The sequence below is a fragment of the Helicobacter sp. CLO-3 genome (genome assembly GCF_001854545.1).
In the GTDB taxonomy this organism is placed as follows: domain Bacteria; phylum Campylobacterota; class Campylobacteria; order Campylobacterales; family Helicobacteraceae; genus Helicobacter_B.
Map to the genome: position 1 here is coordinate 43,888 of NZ_MLQN01000012.1, position 18,200 is coordinate 62,087.

The window sequence follows — 18,200 nt, forward strand, 5'->3', positions numbered from 1 at the left end:
GGAATGGAGTGCTTGGCGCTGCTAGCGCGTGCCGCTATGCAGCAATAACCTAGAATCCAAAATCTAGACCGATGCGGCAAGCCTCTATTTTATCGTGAAGTAGTTGGAGCAGCTAAATCAATATTATTTGCGCCAAATTTACACCAAGCCAAACGCGCGCGATAAAACTAGTGGCAATTTTGAATGTTTTGCCAAACTTTGGGATAATCTCGATATATTTTACCACCTAAAAGCGCACCATTTTCTTTTTTATTGCGTTTTATGCCATCGCTTCCCCATGTTCCCCATTGTTTAAAGAAAAAAGTAACATTTTGTTCTTCACATTGTTTTTTGATATTTAGCACCCAAGATTTACGATATATTATGACCTGCTTGTTTACAGCATCTATGCTATAATCTTAAAAAAAATTAAAGGAAAGAAAATGAATCAAACATATTACATCTTTATAAGCCATTCTTGGGCATATCACAATGAATATGAAGGTCTAACCAACTTGTTGAATAATTCTAGTTTAAGATGGCAGGATTACTCAGTTCCCAAAAATGATCCAATTCATACAACAGGAAGTGATAGAGAATTGTATGAAGCTATTGAAAAAAAGATAAAATCATGTTCATGCGTTTTGATATTAGCAGGACTATATGCTAACTATAGTAAGTGGATAAATAAAGAAATAGAAATGGCAAAAAAATACAATAAAAAAATCATAGCCGTTGAAAAATGGGGTAGCCAAAAAACCTCGGCAATGGTAAAAGAAAATGCGACTCACATCGTTAGTTGGCAAAAGAAATCCATTGTAGATGCAATCATTGAATGCTAGAAGCTTTTTTCAAGCATTCAATGAATAATTTTATGCAAGGTAAATATTTAATTATGATACATGATACATAAACTAAAATAAAAATTATTGGTATATACGATTCATAATAGGAAAATATCTCATGATTGTTTTTATTTAATAATTTCCATTCATGCTGCATTAAATTAATAGGCAAATCGTTTTCTAGTTTGTTTATGATATCAAATTTAACTTTATTGAGTCTTTTGTAACTTTTTAGAATAGAAAGCCACAAGAAACAAAAGAGGATTCCAACAATAAAAATTAAAACATATTCTTTCGTAAGACTCCCTACAGAAGCAATAGCAGAATTTAGTGCAATAAAAAAGTTGTTTGTAATTCCTCTTCTATCACTTACTTTATCTGCCATGGTTACAGCTAGTTTATATTGCTCCAGCAAAACACCTGAGTCCTCTTTACTCTTATTTTTTAGTCCCATTACTTTTCTCCTTAAAGATTATTGTCAAATTAAATTTCACTTTTACTCCTCCCACAAAGATTCAAGTAAGGCTATGAAGCCGGGTTGTTTTGTGTTTAGGACTTTGAAAGTTGTTAGCATATAGATAAATTCGCTTTTTTCTAGCTTGTAGATTTCTTTTGCGATTAAAATATCATTTTTTGCTTTTAGCGTATCGTAGAGTTTTTGGGTGCTTGGGATTTGATTTTTGCTTATTTTAAATTCATCTGCTAATTCTTTGAAATTTCCTGCTTTGTCATTATAAAGCTGAAGTTTTAAGGCGTTTAGGGCTAGTTCTTTATAAAGTGGATTAGCTAAAATTTCCTCATCGCTTGGTTGTGGGAGCGGAATTCTCTCTAGGTAGGTTTTATTTACATTTATTTGTATCATTGCTCTTGCGATAAAATCTAGCATAATTGAATTAAACATTCCAAGTGCAAATAAAAGTTTTAAGTTGCCTATGGTTTTGGTGGATATTTTAGAGTTATTTATCACATAGATTTTTGTTGTGTTACTCCATATACTATTTCCTACACCGCAATCCTTTGGTAAAAGTGAAAATATAAGCGTGCGTTCATTTGTATCGCTTGCAATTGCCCTAAAACCTAGTCTAAAAAACTCTCTATCATAGGCGATTATGGAATCTAGTAGAGAATCTTTTGTGTGGATTGCTTCACTTCGCTCGCAATAACTATTGGATTTTTGGATTGCTTCGCTCGCTCCACTCCCTCGCAATGACAAGGAATTGGCTTGCGATGATATAATGCTATCTAGCAATTTATCAAATTCTTTGGAATCTAGCCCCAAGTCCTGTTTCATTCGATAAATTTCTTTGCTTCTTAATCGCTCATCAAATGCCTTTTTGTCTAAAAAATATTGAGGAGTGCCAAACTTTGCATCAAACTGATGAATCATTTTGCCTTCATATAGTGGCAACAAATTTTCACCAAAAGATTCTATAAATAAATCTTTATCATTTGTCATATCAAGTTCGCGCCTAAAATCAAGCCACTCCAAATCCAAAGCATCATAAGCTTTATAGCATTTTTCTAATATTTCTAAGTCAAACCTGCTTCTAACCTCCATAAATGCTAGCTGATGCGGACTTATGGCTTTTATGCTTTTGAAGCTTGTTTTGATTATAGAATCTTTGTCATACAAATCTTGTGCTGGGTTTGTTTTATAAAACATTGTTTTTATTTTGCTTCTTGGGTTGCGAGGGGCATTTATCACTTGCATAAGGGCGAATTTATAGCGAGAATCCACATCTCTAAAAATACCTTCGCGATTTTCAAAGCTATAAAAATATACAAGATTTTTATTTTCCAAAATCTCTTTGCGTATCCTAAAGCTTCCTTCCTCTAGCATCAAAGCGCTTGGCAAGACATAGTTTAGGCTTGCATTTGGGGCAAGCAAAGCCAGATTGCGCTCGACAAAAAAGCGAAATAGATTGCCATCGCCGCTGCCTTCATTTAGCGGATAGCTGGCTTTGTAGTAGTTATTTGCGCTTTGGATAAACTCTTTTTGCTCACTATAGTTTTTTGCTATGTAGGGTTTAGCCAAAAGATTTGTCTTTAGCTCTGCCTTTTGCGAATTGCTCATTGTGCGATAGTTGCTGCGATATTGTGGGAAAAAGTCGCTATCGCTAAACTTTGTTTTATCCCAAGGTGGATTGCCAACGACTGCCTGAAAGCCCACAAAATTTGAACCTGCTGTGATTTCTGGAAATTCTATTTCATAATTAAAAAAATTAAATCTTTTGGTATATTTTGAGATGATTTCTTGCAAATCTTTGTATTTTTCTTTGTTTAGAATCTCATTTATAGACACTTCGCCAGATTTTAAAATCTGCAACTCTTGCGCATCACAAAAGCTTTTGGTAGTGATAAAATTTAGATACATATTTAGGTCATCAAGCTTTGGTTTTATCTGTTCGCTATAGATGCGCTTTGATTCTAAAACATCCTCGTGCGTGGTATCTGTGATAGAATCTAGCAGCGTAAAGACATCAGAAAATTCGCCAAAAATATCCAAAAAATTATTTACAAAAAGACTAGAATCCTTTTTTAAGATCGCTTCAAAATATTGCCTAAACTCAGCGATGCTCGTGCCAATGAGTGCATTTCCTTGCTTTATATGATGCTCGATAAAACTTAGCGGCGTGCCAAAAATAAAGCTATCAATCCAAAGGCTAAGCTTGGTAAGCTCTATGCTAAATGGATTTAAATCCACGCCAAAAATCACGCATTTCAAAAGTAGGCGTTTTAAAATATCATTCTCATCAGGCACATAGTCTTTTATGTATTTGCTTACATTAGATTCTATGCTTTGCTTTTCGATGAGAAAAAGTTTTTTGAGACTTGGGAAAGAGTCAAAATTTTGGCTTACAATCTGCGTGATTTGATTTAGGCTTTCGACTAGAAAATGTCCGCTTCCACAGGCATTATCAAGGATTTTAAAATGCGTTATGTTTTCATCATTTAGCACATTTTCTAGTGCATTTTCAACAAGAAATTTGGTGATAATATCTGGCGTATAAAAACTAGCAGTGCTTTTGCGTGAGTTGCTAGTATTTTTGAGATAGATTTGTCCTTTTTGATAGTTTTGGACGCGCTCGATTTTGTAGGATTTTTCTAAATTTTTATAGTCATAAATATCAAAATATCCTTCCATGCTTTTTATTTGATTTTTTGCTAGATTTTTTGATGCGTCTTTGCTGGCTTTTTTGTCAGAGTAGATGACATAGACGAGATTCTCATCAGCTAGCTCAAAAAAGTAAGACAATAATCCCTCATAAATCGTGCCTAAATGCGCCACACTTAGCGTTTTGTAGTCTCTTTTGAAAAGAGAGTCGCCATTGTTGTAAAATAAAAGTTCTTTTAGGATGTGTTTTAGCTTTTGGTTGTCAAAAGTCCTTGGCGTAAGCAAAAGAGGCGCTTTACTCTCATCAAAAAGCCCGCCATTAAACACAGGCATATCATAGTTTGGCTCGCCTTTGTCATAGATTCTAAAGATTTGATTTAGATTCCCATTGCCTACAAAATCAGCCTTAAAATTATCTAGTTGATTATATAAATTTGTGACGCTTAAAATATCGCCAAAACACAAATGCCTGCCTAGAGTTTCGCTAAATTTATCCTCAAAATATGCGATAAATAGCATACGAAAAATAAAATAAAGTGAATTTTCATAGACTTCTTGCAGACTTGCCTGCGGATTTGCATCAAAAATAGCACTTCCTATAAACTCAAACAAAGAATCTTTACCCTCGATCCCATAAATAATAGATTGCAAGTCATTTTCTAGCTCTATTTTGGCATTTTCATTTTGTGCTAGGGTGTAGTGTATAGTAGTTTGGGCTTCCTCGCTGGCTTTATCGATTTTGGCGAAGTTATCCGCTCGAAAGATAAAATAAAAATATTTAAAATCCTGCAAAGCTTGATTTTTATCGGTATTTTCTAGGATAGATTCTAGATTTATTTCATAAAAGACCTTGTTGGCGGTGATTTTTCGTTATTATAAAAGCGCCAGATTCTGCCATTACTCAAAAAGCCAAAATTTAGCTTTAGGTTATTGAGATAGCGCAAAAGCTGGAAATGTGGATTGTCTTTGACTTTGTTATTATCTACTTCTATGCTATAGGCTTTGGATTCTAAAACCACGCTTATAAACTCATTGCTAGCTTTGCGGCTTTCTTTGTCTATGCTTTGGTAATCTTGCTTGGATTCTGGCGCGGCAAATAGCAAAAAGTCCGGCTTTTCTAGCTTGCCTTGAATGATTTTTTCATCTTGGCGCACAAAATGCCAGCCTAAAATCTCCAAAACTTTGGCGATAAAATCATCCTCAAATTGATGCTCGTTTTGTTTGCTAAATTTTTCTTTGTTATAAAGGGTTTTTATAGAATCTAGCGCTTTTTGGGCGTCTTGGTCTTGCTTAGAATCTGTAAAATGATAGATTTGTGGAAAATCCACTTGTAAGGTGTAGGTGGTAAAAAGATTGTTTCGCATAAAGCTTTGGGGTTGCAAGAAGTTTTTTATTTGCGCGGGGCTTGGAGTTTGCAAAAAACTTTGGTTTTGTGTGGAGCTTTGGTTTTGTGTGGAGCTTTGGTTTTGCGCGGAATTTTGGGTTTGCATTATTGCCCTTATTATATTTTTGGTGTCATTTGGATTTGGCATTATAGCAAAATTTGTGCGCTAGATTTTGCCTGCAAAGATTCTTATTTGCTTGAGATTTGCGCCTGTTTATTAAAAAGTTTTGCAAAAATTAGCACGCAAAATAGCTAGACTTGCCGCCTAAAAATCAAAATCTCCCACTTGTCCTTTATTCATGCTTTTATACACAGCGCTTACATAGGATTTGCGAGTGGCGCATTCTAGCAGTTCTTGGCATTCATAGCAGCCTTTGTTTTGCGCCTCGCTAAGCCAGCCTCGTACCCTTTGGCACGCCTCTAGCTCGCCCTTTGCGCGCTCTAGCTCGCGCTCATACACATCTTTTGTCATCGGATTTTCACTCATTTATCGCCCCTTTTTTTAGTCTCGCCGCCAAATGACCGCGCCATTTATCAGCATCACCGCGCGCCGCTAGCAGACGCATACGCCGCGCGCACCTGTGCTATCTCTTCGCTGCTTCCTAGAAAACATGGTGTGCTTTCATGCAGGCTAGCGCTTTTTAGCTCCAGCACGCGCTTGCACGCGCCACTAGATTCTGGCGCTATCGCCTCGCCGCCCGCCTTTTCATAGATGAGCGCGAAAGGAAACACCTCAAAAAGCTTGCGAAGCTTGCCATTTGGCGCATCCGTCGTCGCTGGATAGCTGAAAATCCCCCCGCCCTTGCACAAAATCTGGTGCAAATCCGGCACCATCCCCCCAGAATACCGCAGCCTATACCCCTGCGCGAAAAAGCCATCGATAAGCGCCTTGTGCGCGGCACTCCAGTGCTTTTGCGTCCCGCCGGGCGCGTTTAGCTTGCCCTTAGTTTTTAGCGCGAGATTTGGCTTACTCACCCACTCTTTGCCATTATAGAAGCTATGCTTCACGCCTTGCGCGCCAGCGCTTGCAAACACGACTTCAAGGCGCGGTCCATACACCACATACGCCGCCGCCACGATATGCTCCGCGCCAAACGCACCATCATAAATGCCAAAAATACTCCCCACGCTCAAATCAGAATCAAACAAGCTAGAGCCATCTAGCGGATCATACGCTACCAAAAGCCCGCCTTTGGGTGCGGTTAGCGCGCTGCTTTGCGCGGGCTTGCACTTAGATTCTGTGCCATTTTTAGCGCCTTTGGATTCTGCGCCACAGCCACAGCCAGCGCCTAAATCACCAGAATCCAAATCCTTATACACAGCCCCCTGCTTTTCCTCCGAGCACACGCCGCGCACGCACTCAAGCGCCAGCAGTCGCTCCCCTATCAGCGCATCCGCCGCCACATCGATGCCTAGCTGCATATCCCCGCTAGAATTGGTGCTTGCAAGATAGCTTGTATCATCAGTTTGTAGCGTCGCATTTAGTGCTATCGCACACGCCTTGATACACTCATATATATCCTCCACGCCTTTTGCACTTGCCGCGCCCACCGCACTAGAAATGCCTAGATTCTCGTTTGGATTCTCGCTCATTTTACTTCCTTTTGCTTTTATCTTTTATCGCGCTTAATTATATTCTAACGCAAATTATGATACGCTTTAGCATCCAAAAATCCATAAATCTACACAAATAACACGAGGTTTTTATGCTTGTCGCTCCTAGCATTTTATCGGCGGATTTCCTAAATCTTGGCAGTGAAGTAGCATCCATCTGCAAAGCGGGCGCGGATTTTTTGCATATCGATGTGATGGATGGGCATTTCGTGCCAAACCTCACCTTTGGCATGCCCATCCTCACCCAAGTGGCAAAAGCCGCGACTATCCCGCTAGATGTGCATCTGATGGTGGAGAATGTCGAGGACTTTGTGGATTATTTTTTGCCGCTGAAGCCTGCTTTTATGAGCGTGCATATCGAGGCAGTGGCACATCTGCATAGGCTTGTGTGTCATATCAGAGATGCTGGCACGCGCCCCGCTGTCGTGCTAAACCCACACACCAGCGAAGAAGCCCTGCGCTATATTTTGCCAGATATTGACATGGTGCTTTTGATGAGTGTGAATCCGGGCTTTGGCGGGCAGAAATTCATCCCTAGTGTGCTAGAAAAGACGAAGCGGCTAAAAGATCTCATCATGGCAAAAAATCCGCGCTGTCTCATCGAAGTCGATGGCGGGGTAAATGACAAAAATATCGCAAGTCTGCAAGAAGCGGGCGCTGATATCGTGGTGGCTGGGAGCTATGTGTTTGGCAGTAGCGATTATAAAAGCGCGATAGATTCTCTAAAGCTAGCCGGGAAAATGCCAAAAAAGACACTGGAGAAAGCGCCAGCAAAAACACTAGAAAAAGCGCCAGAATCCAAAAGCGCAGATTCTGCTTGTGGCGCGCCAAACGCCTCACAAAGTAAGTGAATGGCAAGTAGTGCAAGCGAGAAAGTGTTATGAGTTTTGAAACAAGCAGAAATTTTGGAGAATCTAGCGCGCCACATATAGCATCGCATGCCGCGTCGCATGCTAGAATAGAATCTAATATCATGCAGTCTCAAATCATAAAATCCGCGCAAAACGCCACCCAATCCGCGCAAACCACTCCACAAATAAACCCGCAAGCAGACCAACAAAAAAACCCGCAAACAAACCCCCAAGCAAGCCAAAATCTCCCAAAATCCGAATCCCCAAAATCCCCGCTAGAACAGCTCGCCACCACCCTCAAATCCGAGCTTGCCAAATCCCACCTAAGCATCGATGAGATGCATAAACTCCTAGAGCAAAATAACGCGCAAGAGCTGGATTTGGGGATTGGCCTAGATGTCGCGCTGGAGCTTATCAAAGCGCAGGGGTTGCCGCTAGAGACGGATGGCGCGCATTATTTTCTTAGCACTGCGAGAGTGCCGCTAAGCGAGCAGCGATTTTGCTTTGTGGATATCGAGACGACGGGTGCTAAGCCCAAAGAATGCCAAGTCATCGAGATAGGCGCTATCACTTACCAAAATGGCGAGATTATCGGGCGTTTTGAGGAGTTTATCCACGCGCCGCATGTGCCAGAGATGATTAGCGAGATTACAGGCATCACGAGCGAGATGCTAAAAGATAGCCGCCGCGCAGAATCCGTCCTGCGCGATTTCAAAGAGTTTCTAGGCGATAGCGTTTTTGTCGCGCACAATGTCGGCTTTGATTATGGATTTTTGAGCTACGCGCTTGATTCTCACGGCTTTGGCGCGCTGCTAAATCCTCGCCTATGCACCATAAACCTCGCGCGCAAAAGCATCCTTTCAAGGCGCTATTCTTTGCAGTATCTAAACGAATTTTTAGGGATAAACACGCCCATCGCGCACCGCGCCTATGCCGATGCGCTGACTTCGCTAAAAGTCTTTGAGATAGCGCTAAAATGCGCGCCTAGCCACATACGCACCGCGCAAGATTTGATAGATTTTTCCACCGGCGCACTCAAAAGATAGGCTTAGATTTTAGATCTAGATTCTAGCCTAGATCTGCGCCAGAATCTAGCGCAGAATCTCGGCACGCAAATAGATTCTATATAGATTCTAGTCGCAAACTCTAGCCGCCAACAACGACAAACAAAGGCATATCATGAAAACCATAGCAATCGTAGGCAAGCCAAATGTCGGCAAATCATCGCTGTTTAACCGCCTCGCCAAATCGCGCATCGCCATCACTTCTGACATCAGCGGCACCACGCGCGACACCAACGCCACTGAAATCATCATCAGCGACAAAAAAGCGCGCCTCATCGACACCGGCGGGATCGAAAAAACCACCGATGAGCTCTTCGCCAAAGTCGCCAAAAAAGCCATAGAATCCTCCAAAAAAGCCGACATCGTGCTCTATGTAGTCGATGGCAAAGAAATCCCAAGCGACGAAGACAAAAAAATGCTTTTTGAGATAAGCAAGCACGCGCCATGCTTCCTAGTGATAAACAAAATCGATAACGACGCGCAAAAGGAGTTTGGCTACGCGTTTGGCGAGTTTGGCGTGCGCGAGATGTTTCTAATCTCTGTGACGCACAATCGCGGGATTAGCAAGCTTTTATCCGCGCTTGATGATGCGCTGTTTGGCGAGGCAGAATCTAGCGCGCAGACTTCGCTAGAGGATGAGATTCTGGCGGCGTTTGGGGATGAGGGCGCGAGTGGTGCTGGTGGCGCGGGCGCAGGCGCAGAATCTAAAAAGGCAGATTCTACCAAAAAGAAAAAATCTAGAAAAGCGGATTCTAGCGCAGAATCTGAAGGCGCAAAATCCAGCGCAAACGCAGAATCCACAGCAGAATCCGATTTGGAATCCAGTGCAGATTCTCAAGATGAAGCAGATTCTAGCATTATAAAAATAGGCATCATCGGGCGCGTAAATGTCGGCAAAAGCTCGCTGCTAAACGCGCTAGTAGGCCAAGAGCGCAGTATCGTGAGCTCGCGCGCAGGCACGACGATAGACCCCGTGAGCGATGAGATAGAGTTTGAGGGCAAGCGCTTGCATTTTGTCGATACAGCGGGCATCAGGAAGCGCGGCAAAATCCACTCGCTAGAAAAATTCGCACTCGATCGCACAAGCAAGATTCTCGATCTAGCAGACATCGCTATCCTCGTGCTAGATGCGAGCGAGCCGCTTGTCGAGCTTGATGAGAAAATCTCATCGCTCGTGCAAAAGCACGCGCTTGGCGTGATCGTCGTGTGGAACAAATGGGACATCAGGCATACTGATTTTAAGGCGATGAAAGAGGTATTTTCGCGCAAATTCCGCTTCCTAGAATACGCGCCATTCCTCACGCTTAGCGCGACAAACAAGCGCCACATCACCGAGCTAAAGCAAAAAATCCTCGAAGTCTATGCCAACTACGCGATGCGCATCCCCACCGCCAAGCTAAATGAGAGCATCGCCGCCGCCACCAAAATCCACCCCATACCAAGCGACCATGGCAAGCTAGTAAAAATCTACTACGCCACGCAATACGCCACCAAACCCCCGCAAATCGCGCTCATCTCAAACCGCCCCAAATCCTTGCATTTCAGCTACAAGCGCTTTTTGGTAAATCGCCTGCGCAAAGAGTTTGGCTTAAGCGGCACGCCCATCATCTTAACCCCCCGCGACAAATCGCAAAAAGACGCAGTATCTAAATGATATAAATTTGCGCGCAGAACACCAAATGCTGCATTTTGCACGCAGAATCCAATTCCGCATTTATTTTCATTTGCACTATGTGTATCAATCTGCTATAATGCCACGCGATTTTTGGAAATAGCCTTGCGATGGATGCCAACTTAACAAAATAAGCTGGCAAAAGCTAGAATCTAGATTCTAGGCGCAAACCAACAAGGCGGCGAAAAAGTAAAGCGCGCAAAAAGCTAGAATCTATCGAGTCAAAAGCCAGCGGCGCAAATGACAAAAGCCAGAAGTCAAACGCAAGCAAGGCTTTTGCTAGCAGGCGCAAAAATCCAACGCTTTGCCAAAGCATTTGGAGAAAGTCACCAAAGCCAGCACCAAATCCCTGCTAAGCTCGCCTTTCATCAAATCGCTACCCAAAGAAAAGACCGCGATACTAGCCATCTCTGACATCAGCAACCTAAGCCAAGAGGAGTTTGATGTCGAGTTTCTCATGCGAAGCCTAGCCAGACAGCTTGCCAAAGCCAAAAAGATCACCTTGACAAACGCTATCGCAGGGAGCGGCGCCACCACAGATGCGCTCATCTCTGACTCCCGCACACTACGCAGCGATGATGAATACAACCAAAACACCACGCAAGCAAAAGGCATGCTGCTAGCCCCACAATACTCCCTCACTGGCAAAATAACCAAAAACACCAAAAATGTAGGCAGCAAAAAGCGCGTGGATTATTTGTTTTTGTTTGTGCTGACAGATCTCAAAACCGGGCTTGTCGTGTGGGATCATGAAGAAATCATCATCAAAGTGATTGACAAAAAGCAAGTGGGCGCGTTTAGCACATTTGAGAATCTAACCTGTGAGGAGGGGAGTGCTGAGGCATGCTATGAGGACAGCACGCGCGCGTTCAATGCCAACAACTACAAAGTCGGCAAAAAGCTACTGAAAAAATCCTGCGACTTTGGCTCCAAAGAGGCATGCTCCCAGCTACAAACGCTAAAAAACTATGAAAAAGAGCAAAAATTTGCCAATCATTCTGCGTGGGGGATTACGATTGGCGGGGATGTGGGCATGGGACTTGATTCTGTTAGTATGATGCCAACGCCATACACCACTACCGACAATAAGTCATCATTTGTGCCTCATCATAGCGGAACAATAACTCTCAACCAAAGTCCAATTTTTACTTGGATTCCTATACCATATATGTTTAGAATTGGTGGCTATTACAAAAAGAAAAATGGCATTTTTGCCAATGCAAATATTGTATATGGCGGACATGAAATTTCCGTTGATTCTGAATATGATTTTACATGCAGTGGCGTAGATTATTGTTCGTGGGCTGGAATTAACATAGAGGGCATCACCATATCGCACAGTATGCTTGGTGGAAATGCTAGAATCGGTTTTAATGCAGAGGTGGATATAGATGGATATGTTTTTGGTATTGTGCCTTATGCTGGCGGTGGCGTGTTTATGGATGTAGGCTCCAGTATCAAGGGCTCTCCAGCAAACACCGCAGGCTATGAAATCAACCGCAAGATAAATGGCACTTATCCATTTTGGGAAATCGGCACGATGTTTGGCTACAAAAGCTTTTACCTCGATGTAAGCTACAGATATATGCTAGATGGCAAAGAGGGCGAGGACTGGGCGGGCGTAGGCTCTTTCAACCTAGGGATAATCCTTATGTTTGACTTATTTTAGGGGGCTTGCATGAAATTTTTACTAGGCTCTGCCGCTGCCAAAGTGGCTTTGCATAATAGCTATATTTTACTTTTTGTCATCGGTGCATTTTTGGGATTTTTTGTGTGCTTATTGCTTTATATTTTATTGCACAAAATATTTTTCTCAAAAATACAACGCAACGAAAGCTTGAAATATTTAGTATCTGTCGCTGGTGCGATAATGTGGGGCTTAGGCTTTGTAAATATGCGAGAGATGTTTTGGGATATGTTTATTTTATTATCGTTTTTGTCACTTTTTGGCGGGTTATTTTTATTTATTTTTGCAAAGCTTATTTATTGCCTGATAGTGCCACTAAGCATAGAATCACAGATAAAAGAGTATAACCCAGCAGCTATTAGGTTTTTCAAGGTGGGATGGTGCGTGTCACTGGTGCTTATCATTAGTATTGTGGGTGCTGGCTTTGGGTTTTTTATGCTGATGCTTTTGTGGATTGGAAATTATATAGTCTTTGGCAATCTCAATCCATTTTTTGCTTTTAAATATAAACATATCAAAATGCCTCCAAAGTGCGATGATGATGACATCATAGATATAGAAATAATCGAGCCTAAAAATATAAAACACTGGGACTAGCCAGAATCCAAACTAAAACAGCTGAATGAAGCTTATCGTAAAAATGGGGGAGCGTGTGAAAGTGATGTCTTTTGATACGAGGGTTTGAGAGTCTTCTACAACCCTTTCTCTGCCATCATTCTCCCTCTTTATATACGCGCCATCGTATCTAGCAGGGGATTCTAGCCCGAGCCTTAGCTCTGAGGGCAGTCCTATCAGGCTCATGGGGACTTTGGCGCCGATGTCTAGCTTGTATTTGTGCGTGAAACTTATGCTAAAGCCCATATTTAGCCCATAATCCACTTGCAGCTGGTAATTCCAAAGCACATCTTTGCTGGTGTATTGTCTTACGCCGGGGTTTATCAAGTATTTGGATAGATTCTCATTTGACTCATCAAAAAGCAGCATCACGCCGATATTTAGCCCAAAATACCCACCCACAGCAAACTTCTCCCAGAATCTTGATTTGGTAAAGACACCAAAAGGCAGCTCGCCTAGCAAATCGACATTCATCCCACCCAAAACATAATAAAAACTGCCGACTTTCTCGCCGCCTATAGTCTCGCTCCCAGCGCTCAAAAGCCCATCGCCATAGAGCCTAGAACCAAAGTAGGGATTGAAAAACTTCTGATACCCAAACCCCCCGCCAAAGGCGAAAACATCGGATTCTACTGCGATGCCCTGCGCGCCATTTATAAACACGCCTGTGATTTTGCACCCGCTTTTATCGGTTTCATTGCAGCTGGTGCTGTCTTTGTCATCAGCTGGGACATTATTGGTGCGGTTGTATAGGCCATCGGTGTAGGTTTGTGAGATATTGCCAAAGCCTATGGAGATGCTGGCAAATGCGCCGCTTTTTTTGTCCGCTAGCGTGTAGTAGCGGCTTAGGTCTTGTTTGGCGGCATCATCTTTGTCGGCGAAGCGATGCTCGATGTATTCGGATTCTTTGTGGGGCGTGATACCATTTACCCGCAAAAGATTCTCATAATGCAAAATCTTCTCATCAAGGCTTTTGCCTTTTGTGTTTTGTGACTGCGCGCGCAAAATCTCTTTGACATCCAAGCGCTTGCCTTTGATAGGGTCTAGCAGGGATTCTTCTAGCAGCAGAGAATCCGCTTGCAAAGCGGGGGCGTTGGCTGGGGCGTTTTGGTAGGTGGGCGTATTTTGTGCGGCAGGGGCGCTTTGCGTAGCTGGTGCGCTTTGGCTGATAGTTGCAGATTCTGGTGTGGATTCTGCAGAATCCTTCTTGGCATAAAGAGCGGTGCTTATCATCAAAGACACCAGCGCGATACGCAAAATCCTTTTCAGCGCGCCGCAAGATTTTTGGCAAAAAGCCCTGCTGGGCTCTTGATAAAAAGTGATGGTAGATTTTTGTCTCATACGCGCGCCTTAAAATAAATACTGATAGCCCACAAGATACATAAGCCCAAAAGAATAGCTCTGATTATACACGCTTGGCGGGACTTTTAGCCCAGCTTCTAAGCGATGCTTGAAATCAAGCGTCACTGATAGCCCGCAATTTATCACACTTCCCACGCTCACGCCACTCACAGCAGCACCCGCGCCCCTTTGGCTAAATGTCTGCACGCCCGCACCCACGCCCACATACGCGCCTATATAATACCCCTCCATAGCGATAGGCAAATCGCCCACCACATCGATGTTGAAGCTTGTCAGATGCGTAGAAATGCTGTCTTCTATGCCGCTAGCGAAGTTAAACGCGCCGAGATATTGCCCATACGCGCGCACGCCTATGGGCGCTGTGCCGATGAAGCGCAGATACCCGCCCATCACGCCAAAAGCTAGCGGGTTTATCGAGGTGTCTATCGTGCGCGTAGAATCAGCGCCGGTCGTCACATTTGTCTGGCTATTTATCTGACTTGTGCCTAAAAGCGCGCCTACAAACCAGCCATTTTTGCTGATGTTTTCTTGCTCTTGTGCCTTTTGCAGCAGGTATTGGTAGTATTGCGCGCGCAAGAAATAAAGCTGCTTTTGCTTCTCTTGTGCTTGCATAGCTTGTATGTCTTGCTCGGTTGGTTCTGGGTTTAGCGCGTTTGCGTTTGCTTTTTTGGCATCTTTTTGGGCTTGCTTTTGCGCTTCTTTTTGTGCTTTTTTCTCGAGCTTTTCTTGCGCTTTTTGTGCCTTTTTGTCGAGAGCGGATTCTGCGCTAGAATCCGCGCTCGCAGAAGTCAATCCGCTAGAATCCGCGCCACCAGAATCTAGATTGGATTCTGCCAAAGATTCTACACCCACAAATATAAGCGCAAACAGCGACAGCGACAAAAATAAGTGCTTCAAGGGCTTTACCAGCAAAAATATTTTAGAAAACATAGCTATACCCCATCATAGTCATCGCGCCAAACCAATCAAGCTTATCGTTGATGATGATTTTTAGCTCGGTTTCTATGCGATGTTTGGTAGCGATGACAAAGTCAAATCCCACATTTATCATCCCGCCAAGCGTGGAGTTTGGCTTATTGTCATAAGTCATGCTAAAAAGCCCAAGCCCCATTATCGCGCCCGCCTCTAGCCCCCTAAACACCGGTAAATCCACCAAAACATCCCCGCTCACGCCTATCCCGCTGTATCCGATGTCGGCGTAGTTTAGCTCTTTGGCGTTGCTGCCTAGGTATTGGAGGTAGATTCTGCTGCCTACTTTGTTGGGGATGGAGAGCGTGTCATAGAGTGATGGGAAAAAGCTCTGATACCCGGCTTTCAAGCCATAGGCGAAGGCGTTGTCGATGAGGTAGTTTGGGTCGCTCGTGGCGTTGTGAAAAATCCAGCCGCCATAGATGCCTACAAAAATGCCCGTTTTTTTGCTGGAGGCTTCGAGGTCATTTACTAGCGTGGCGATTTCTGCATCGGTGGTTTTTTTGTAAGCGATGATGTAGGGATAGTAGGACAAATCAAGCTTGTCATAATCAATAGGCTTGCTAGGGTCTAGATAAGGCGTGGATTCTGCGCTGGCAGTATTTGGCGCGATGGCGATAAATGCTAGCAAAAAGCTTGCTAAAAATAAGGCGCGAGCGGGCTCAATCACGCACCTATCACGCACCAAAACAAGGCTTTTTCCAAAGCCTCTTCCAAATCTTCTTCCAAATCTCATCACTCTATGCCTATCCAAATAAATTTCATATATGGTATAATCGCTAATTTACCCGCGAAATTATAGCTTTTTAAGGTTAGATAAATATTAATGCTAGCAAAAATGCGAGCAAGACTAGATAAAGGAGCAAAAATGCAAAAGGACACAAAAATCACGCTAAAACACCTCCAAAGCAAAAAAAACAAAGAAAAAATCACCGCAATCACCGCCTATGATGCGCTATTTGCCGGAATCTTTGATGGCGAGGTGGATGTGATATTGGTAGGCGATAGCCTAAATATGAGCTTTGGCGGGCAAAAAGACACGACAAGCTTAAGCCTTGATAAAATAATCTATCACACAAAGGCGGTTTGTGCCAAAGCGCAGTATTCTTTCATCATCGCTGATATGCCCTTTGGCAGCTACACCACGCGCGATGTCGCGCTCAAAAACGCCACCAAACTCATCCGCCAAACAAATATCGATGCTATCAAAGTCGAAGTCACGCCCCAAAAGCTGCCTATCGTCAAATCGCTCATCGATGAAGGCATCGCGGTGATGGCGCATATCGGGCTTATGCCGCAGTTTATCAAGGCTGAAGGCGGGTATAAGATAAAAGGCAGGGATAGTAAGCAGAGCAAATGGCTGCTAGATTCTGCGCTGGCGTTTGAGGAGGTGGGTGCGTTTGGCTTGCTGCTTGAAGGCATCATCGCACAAAGCGCTAGAGAAATCACACAAGCGGTGCAAATACCTACCATAGGCATCGGCTCTGGCGTGGATTGTGATGGGCAGATTCTCGTGTGGAGCGATATGCTGGGATTTTTCAACGACTTTACGCCAAAGTTTGTGCGCAAATATTTTGATGGCGCAAATGCGATAAAAGATGCGGTGAGAAAATATGCTAGCGATGTGAAAAATGCGAGCTTCCCAAATGATGATGAGTGCTACTAGATTCTGGCTTGTGGTGTAGAATCTAGATTTGCAAACTAGATTCTGGCGCGAAAACTTGAAGCAGAATCCAAACCAAAACCAAGCGAAGCAAAATAAGGGTAAAATAAAGGCAAAATAATGGAAAAAATATCTATCTATGGCGAAAACCAGAATCCATTTGAAAAAGAGTCGCCAAAAGCGGCAAAAAAAGCAGGGGTGAAAAAAGCAGAATCTGGCGCGGGGGCTAGAAAAACCGCGGAATCTAAAAAAGCGGATTCTGGCGTTTTGGGCGCTGGCAGACTAGATTCTGGCGTTTTAGATTCTAGCGCAAATTTTGGAGCGGATTCCAGCGCAGAATCTAGCGAGCAAATCGAGCGCGTCGTAGATGTGGAGAAAATATTTTTCGAAGATCGCAATGAAATCTCCCTGCGCCCGGGAATCTGGGAAGACTACATCGGACAAGAACAAATCAAAAAAAACCTAAAAATCGCCATCCTTGGCGCAAAAAAGCGCAGCGAATGCCTCATGCACACGCTGCTTTTCGGACCGCCCGGACTTGGCAAAACGACTCTTAGCCACATCATCGCGCATGAGATGCAAAGCGCCATCAAAGTCACCGCCGCGCCCATGATAGAAAAAGCCGGCGATCTTGCCGCGATCCTCACCAACCTAAACGAGGGCGATATATTGTTTATCGATGAGATCCACCGCTTGAGCCCGGCAATCGAGGAGATTTTATACCCGGCGATGGAGGATTTTCGCCTAGATATTATCACCGGCTCTGGACCAGCGGCGCAGACGATAAAAATCGATCTGCCTAGATTTATGCTAATCGGCGCGACAACGCGCGCAGGTATGCTCTCAAGCCCGCTTCGCGACCGCTTTGGCATGGATTTTCGCCTGCAATTTTATGATGCAAATGAGCTTGGCGAGATCGTGCAGAGGGCGGCAAAAAAGCTAGGGCGCGCGATAGAAAAGCAAGCAAGCGATGAGATCGCCAAACGCTCGCGAGGCACGCCACGCATCGCGCTAAGGCTGTTGCGGCGGGTGCGAGATTTTGCCGATGTGAGGGATGAGGAGCGTATCAGCCTAGACACCACCGCGCACGCGCTGGATGAGCTGGGCGTAAATGAGCTTGGGTTTGATGAGCTGGATCTGCGCTATCTGGGCGTCATCGCGCGCGCCAAAAAGCCTATCGGGCTAAACACAATCGCTGCGATAATCAGCGAGGATGAAGACACGATACAAGACATCATCGAGCCGTATTTGCTCTCACTTGGGTTTTTGGAGCGCTCTGCGCGCGGGAGGATCGCCACGCCAAAGACTTATGAGCTGCTAAACTTAGCGCCAAATGCGTTGTTTTAGGGGTTTTGGTTGTTTTGGGGCTGTCGCTTATGT

At 43.8% G+C, this 18,200-nt stretch carries 17 protein-coding genes and 1 pseudogene; 8 read left to right on the plus strand and 10 right to left on the minus strand.

The features are described 5' to 3' along the window. Nucleotides 1-167 precede the first annotated feature (167 nt). Nucleotides 168-344: a DUF5131 family protein gene (locus BKN38_RS10280; RefSeq protein ID WP_233712873.1), complete on the minus strand. Its 177-nt coding sequence runs from the start codon at nt 342-344 to the stop codon at nt 168-170. A 78-nt stretch (nt 345-422) separates the two neighbouring features. Between BKN38_RS10280 and BKN38_RS04615 the strand changes: the two genes are divergently transcribed. Further along, nucleotides 423-821, plus strand: a complete 399-nt coding sequence (locus BKN38_RS04615; RefSeq protein WP_066454096.1) for a TIR domain-containing protein — start codon at nt 423-425, stop codon at nt 819-821. Here BKN38_RS04615 and BKN38_RS04620 read toward each other — a convergent pair. The 5 genes from BKN38_RS04620 to BKN38_RS04640 all read right to left on the minus strand — a co-directional run bounded on the left by BKN38_RS04620 (nt 808) and on the right by BKN38_RS04640 (nt 6,916). Continuing rightward, nucleotides 808-1,278, minus strand: coding sequence for a hypothetical protein (locus BKN38_RS04620; RefSeq protein ID WP_066454099.1), 471 nt, complete (start codon nt 1,276-1,278; stop codon nt 808-810). The two genes, BKN38_RS04615 and BKN38_RS04620, sit on opposite strands and share 14 nt — an antisense overlap. A 42-nt stretch (nt 1,279-1,320) precedes the next feature. Continuing rightward, nucleotides 1,321-4,731 (minus strand): Eco57I restriction-modification methylase domain-containing protein, encoded by a 3,411-nt coding sequence (locus BKN38_RS04625; RefSeq protein WP_066454102.1) that lies wholly within the window; start codon nt 4,729-4,731, stop codon nt 1,321-1,323. A 41-nt stretch (nt 4,732-4,772) separates the two neighbouring features. Further along, complete coding sequence (locus tag BKN38_RS11805; protein WP_066454104.1) at nt 4,773-5,429, minus strand: hypothetical protein; 657 nt, start codon at nt 5,427-5,429, stop codon at nt 4,773-4,775. Nucleotides 5,430-5,588: 159 nt separating this feature from the next. Further along, a complete protein-coding gene (locus BKN38_RS04635; protein WP_066454108.1) occupies nt 5,589-5,810 on the minus strand; it encodes a hypothetical protein in 222 nt (73 codons plus the stop codon). A gap of 53 nt (nt 5,811-5,863) precedes the next feature. After that, nucleotides 5,864-6,916 (minus strand): class 1 fructose-bisphosphatase, encoded by a 1,053-nt coding sequence (locus tag BKN38_RS04640; protein ID WP_066454111.1) that lies wholly within the window; start codon nt 6,914-6,916, stop codon nt 5,864-5,866. A gap of 113 nt (nt 6,917-7,029) precedes the next feature. Here BKN38_RS04640 and rpe point away from each other — a divergent pair. From rpe to der, 3 genes and pseudogenes are all read left to right on the plus strand, one after another. Continuing rightward, nucleotides 7,030-7,668 (plus strand): annotated as a pseudogene (rpe, locus tag BKN38_RS04645) (ribulose-phosphate 3-epimerase); the annotation flags it as partial. A 149-nt stretch (nt 7,669-7,817) separates the two neighbouring features. Then, nucleotides 7,818-8,834, plus strand: coding sequence for a 3'-5' exonuclease (locus tag BKN38_RS04650; protein ID WP_233712874.1), 1,017 nt, complete (start codon nt 7,818-7,820; stop codon nt 8,832-8,834). Between the two features lie 133 nt (nt 8,835-8,967). Then, nucleotides 8,968-10,506: a ribosome biogenesis GTPase Der gene (gene der, locus BKN38_RS04655; protein ID WP_066454114.1), complete on the plus strand. Its 1,539-nt coding sequence runs from the start codon at nt 8,968-8,970 to the stop codon at nt 10,504-10,506. A gap of 163 nt (nt 10,507-10,669) precedes the next feature. On the opposite strand, the gene BKN38_RS11060 is transcribed toward der, so the two are convergent. After that, the gene (locus tag BKN38_RS11060) at nt 10,670-10,840 is read right to left on the minus strand and encodes a hypothetical protein (protein WP_156528102.1); all 171 of its coding nucleotides are present in this window, start codon (nt 10,838-10,840) and stop codon (nt 10,670-10,672) included. Between BKN38_RS11060 and BKN38_RS04660 the strand changes: the two genes are divergently transcribed. Together BKN38_RS04660 and BKN38_RS04665 are read left to right on the plus strand one after the other, a co-directional pair. Continuing rightward, the gene (locus tag BKN38_RS04660) at nt 10,829-12,193 is read left to right on the plus strand and encodes a penicillin-binding protein activator LpoB (protein ID WP_082942449.1); all 1,365 of its coding nucleotides are present in this window, start codon (nt 10,829-10,831) and stop codon (nt 12,191-12,193) included. The two genes, BKN38_RS11060 and BKN38_RS04660, sit on opposite strands and share 12 nt — an antisense overlap. 9 nt (nt 12,194-12,202) lie before the next feature. Beyond that, the gene (locus BKN38_RS04665) at nt 12,203-12,808 is read left to right on the plus strand and encodes a hypothetical protein (protein WP_066454121.1); all 606 of its coding nucleotides are present in this window, start codon (nt 12,203-12,205) and stop codon (nt 12,806-12,808) included. Nucleotides 12,809-12,820: 12 nt separating this feature from the next. On the opposite strand, the gene BKN38_RS04670 is transcribed toward BKN38_RS04665, so the two are convergent. From BKN38_RS04670 to BKN38_RS04680, 3 genes are read right to left on the minus strand one after another with little or no spacing between them, the layout of a single operon-like run. Then, on the minus strand, nt 12,821-14,167 hold the full coding sequence (locus tag BKN38_RS04670) for an outer membrane beta-barrel protein (RefSeq protein WP_066454123.1): 1,347 nt from the start codon (nt 14,165-14,167) through the stop codon (nt 12,821-12,823). Between the two features lie 9 nt (nt 14,168-14,176). After that, nucleotides 14,177-15,118 (minus strand): outer membrane beta-barrel protein, encoded by a 942-nt coding sequence (locus tag BKN38_RS04675; RefSeq protein WP_066454125.1) that lies wholly within the window; start codon nt 15,116-15,118, stop codon nt 14,177-14,179. Further along, a complete protein-coding gene (locus BKN38_RS04680; RefSeq protein WP_066454128.1) occupies nt 15,108-15,893 on the minus strand; it encodes a hypothetical protein in 786 nt (261 codons plus the stop codon). The genes BKN38_RS04675 and BKN38_RS04680 overlap by 11 nt, the downstream gene beginning before the upstream one ends. Nucleotides 15,894-16,025: 132 nt before the next feature. On the opposite strand from BKN38_RS04680, the gene panB reads away from it, so the two are divergent. Together panB and ruvB are read left to right on the plus strand one after the other, a co-directional pair. Further along, entirely contained in the window at nt 16,026-16,823 is a 798-nt protein-coding gene (panB, locus tag BKN38_RS04685; protein ID WP_066454131.1) for a 3-methyl-2-oxobutanoate hydroxymethyltransferase, read from the plus strand. A 366-nt stretch (nt 16,824-17,189) separates the two neighbouring features. Further along, complete coding sequence (gene ruvB, locus BKN38_RS04690) at nt 17,190-18,167, plus strand: Holliday junction branch migration DNA helicase RuvB (protein ID WP_371113553.1); 978 nt, start codon at nt 17,190-17,192, stop codon at nt 18,165-18,167. The last annotated feature ends 33 nt before the right edge of the window (nt 18,168-18,200 follow it).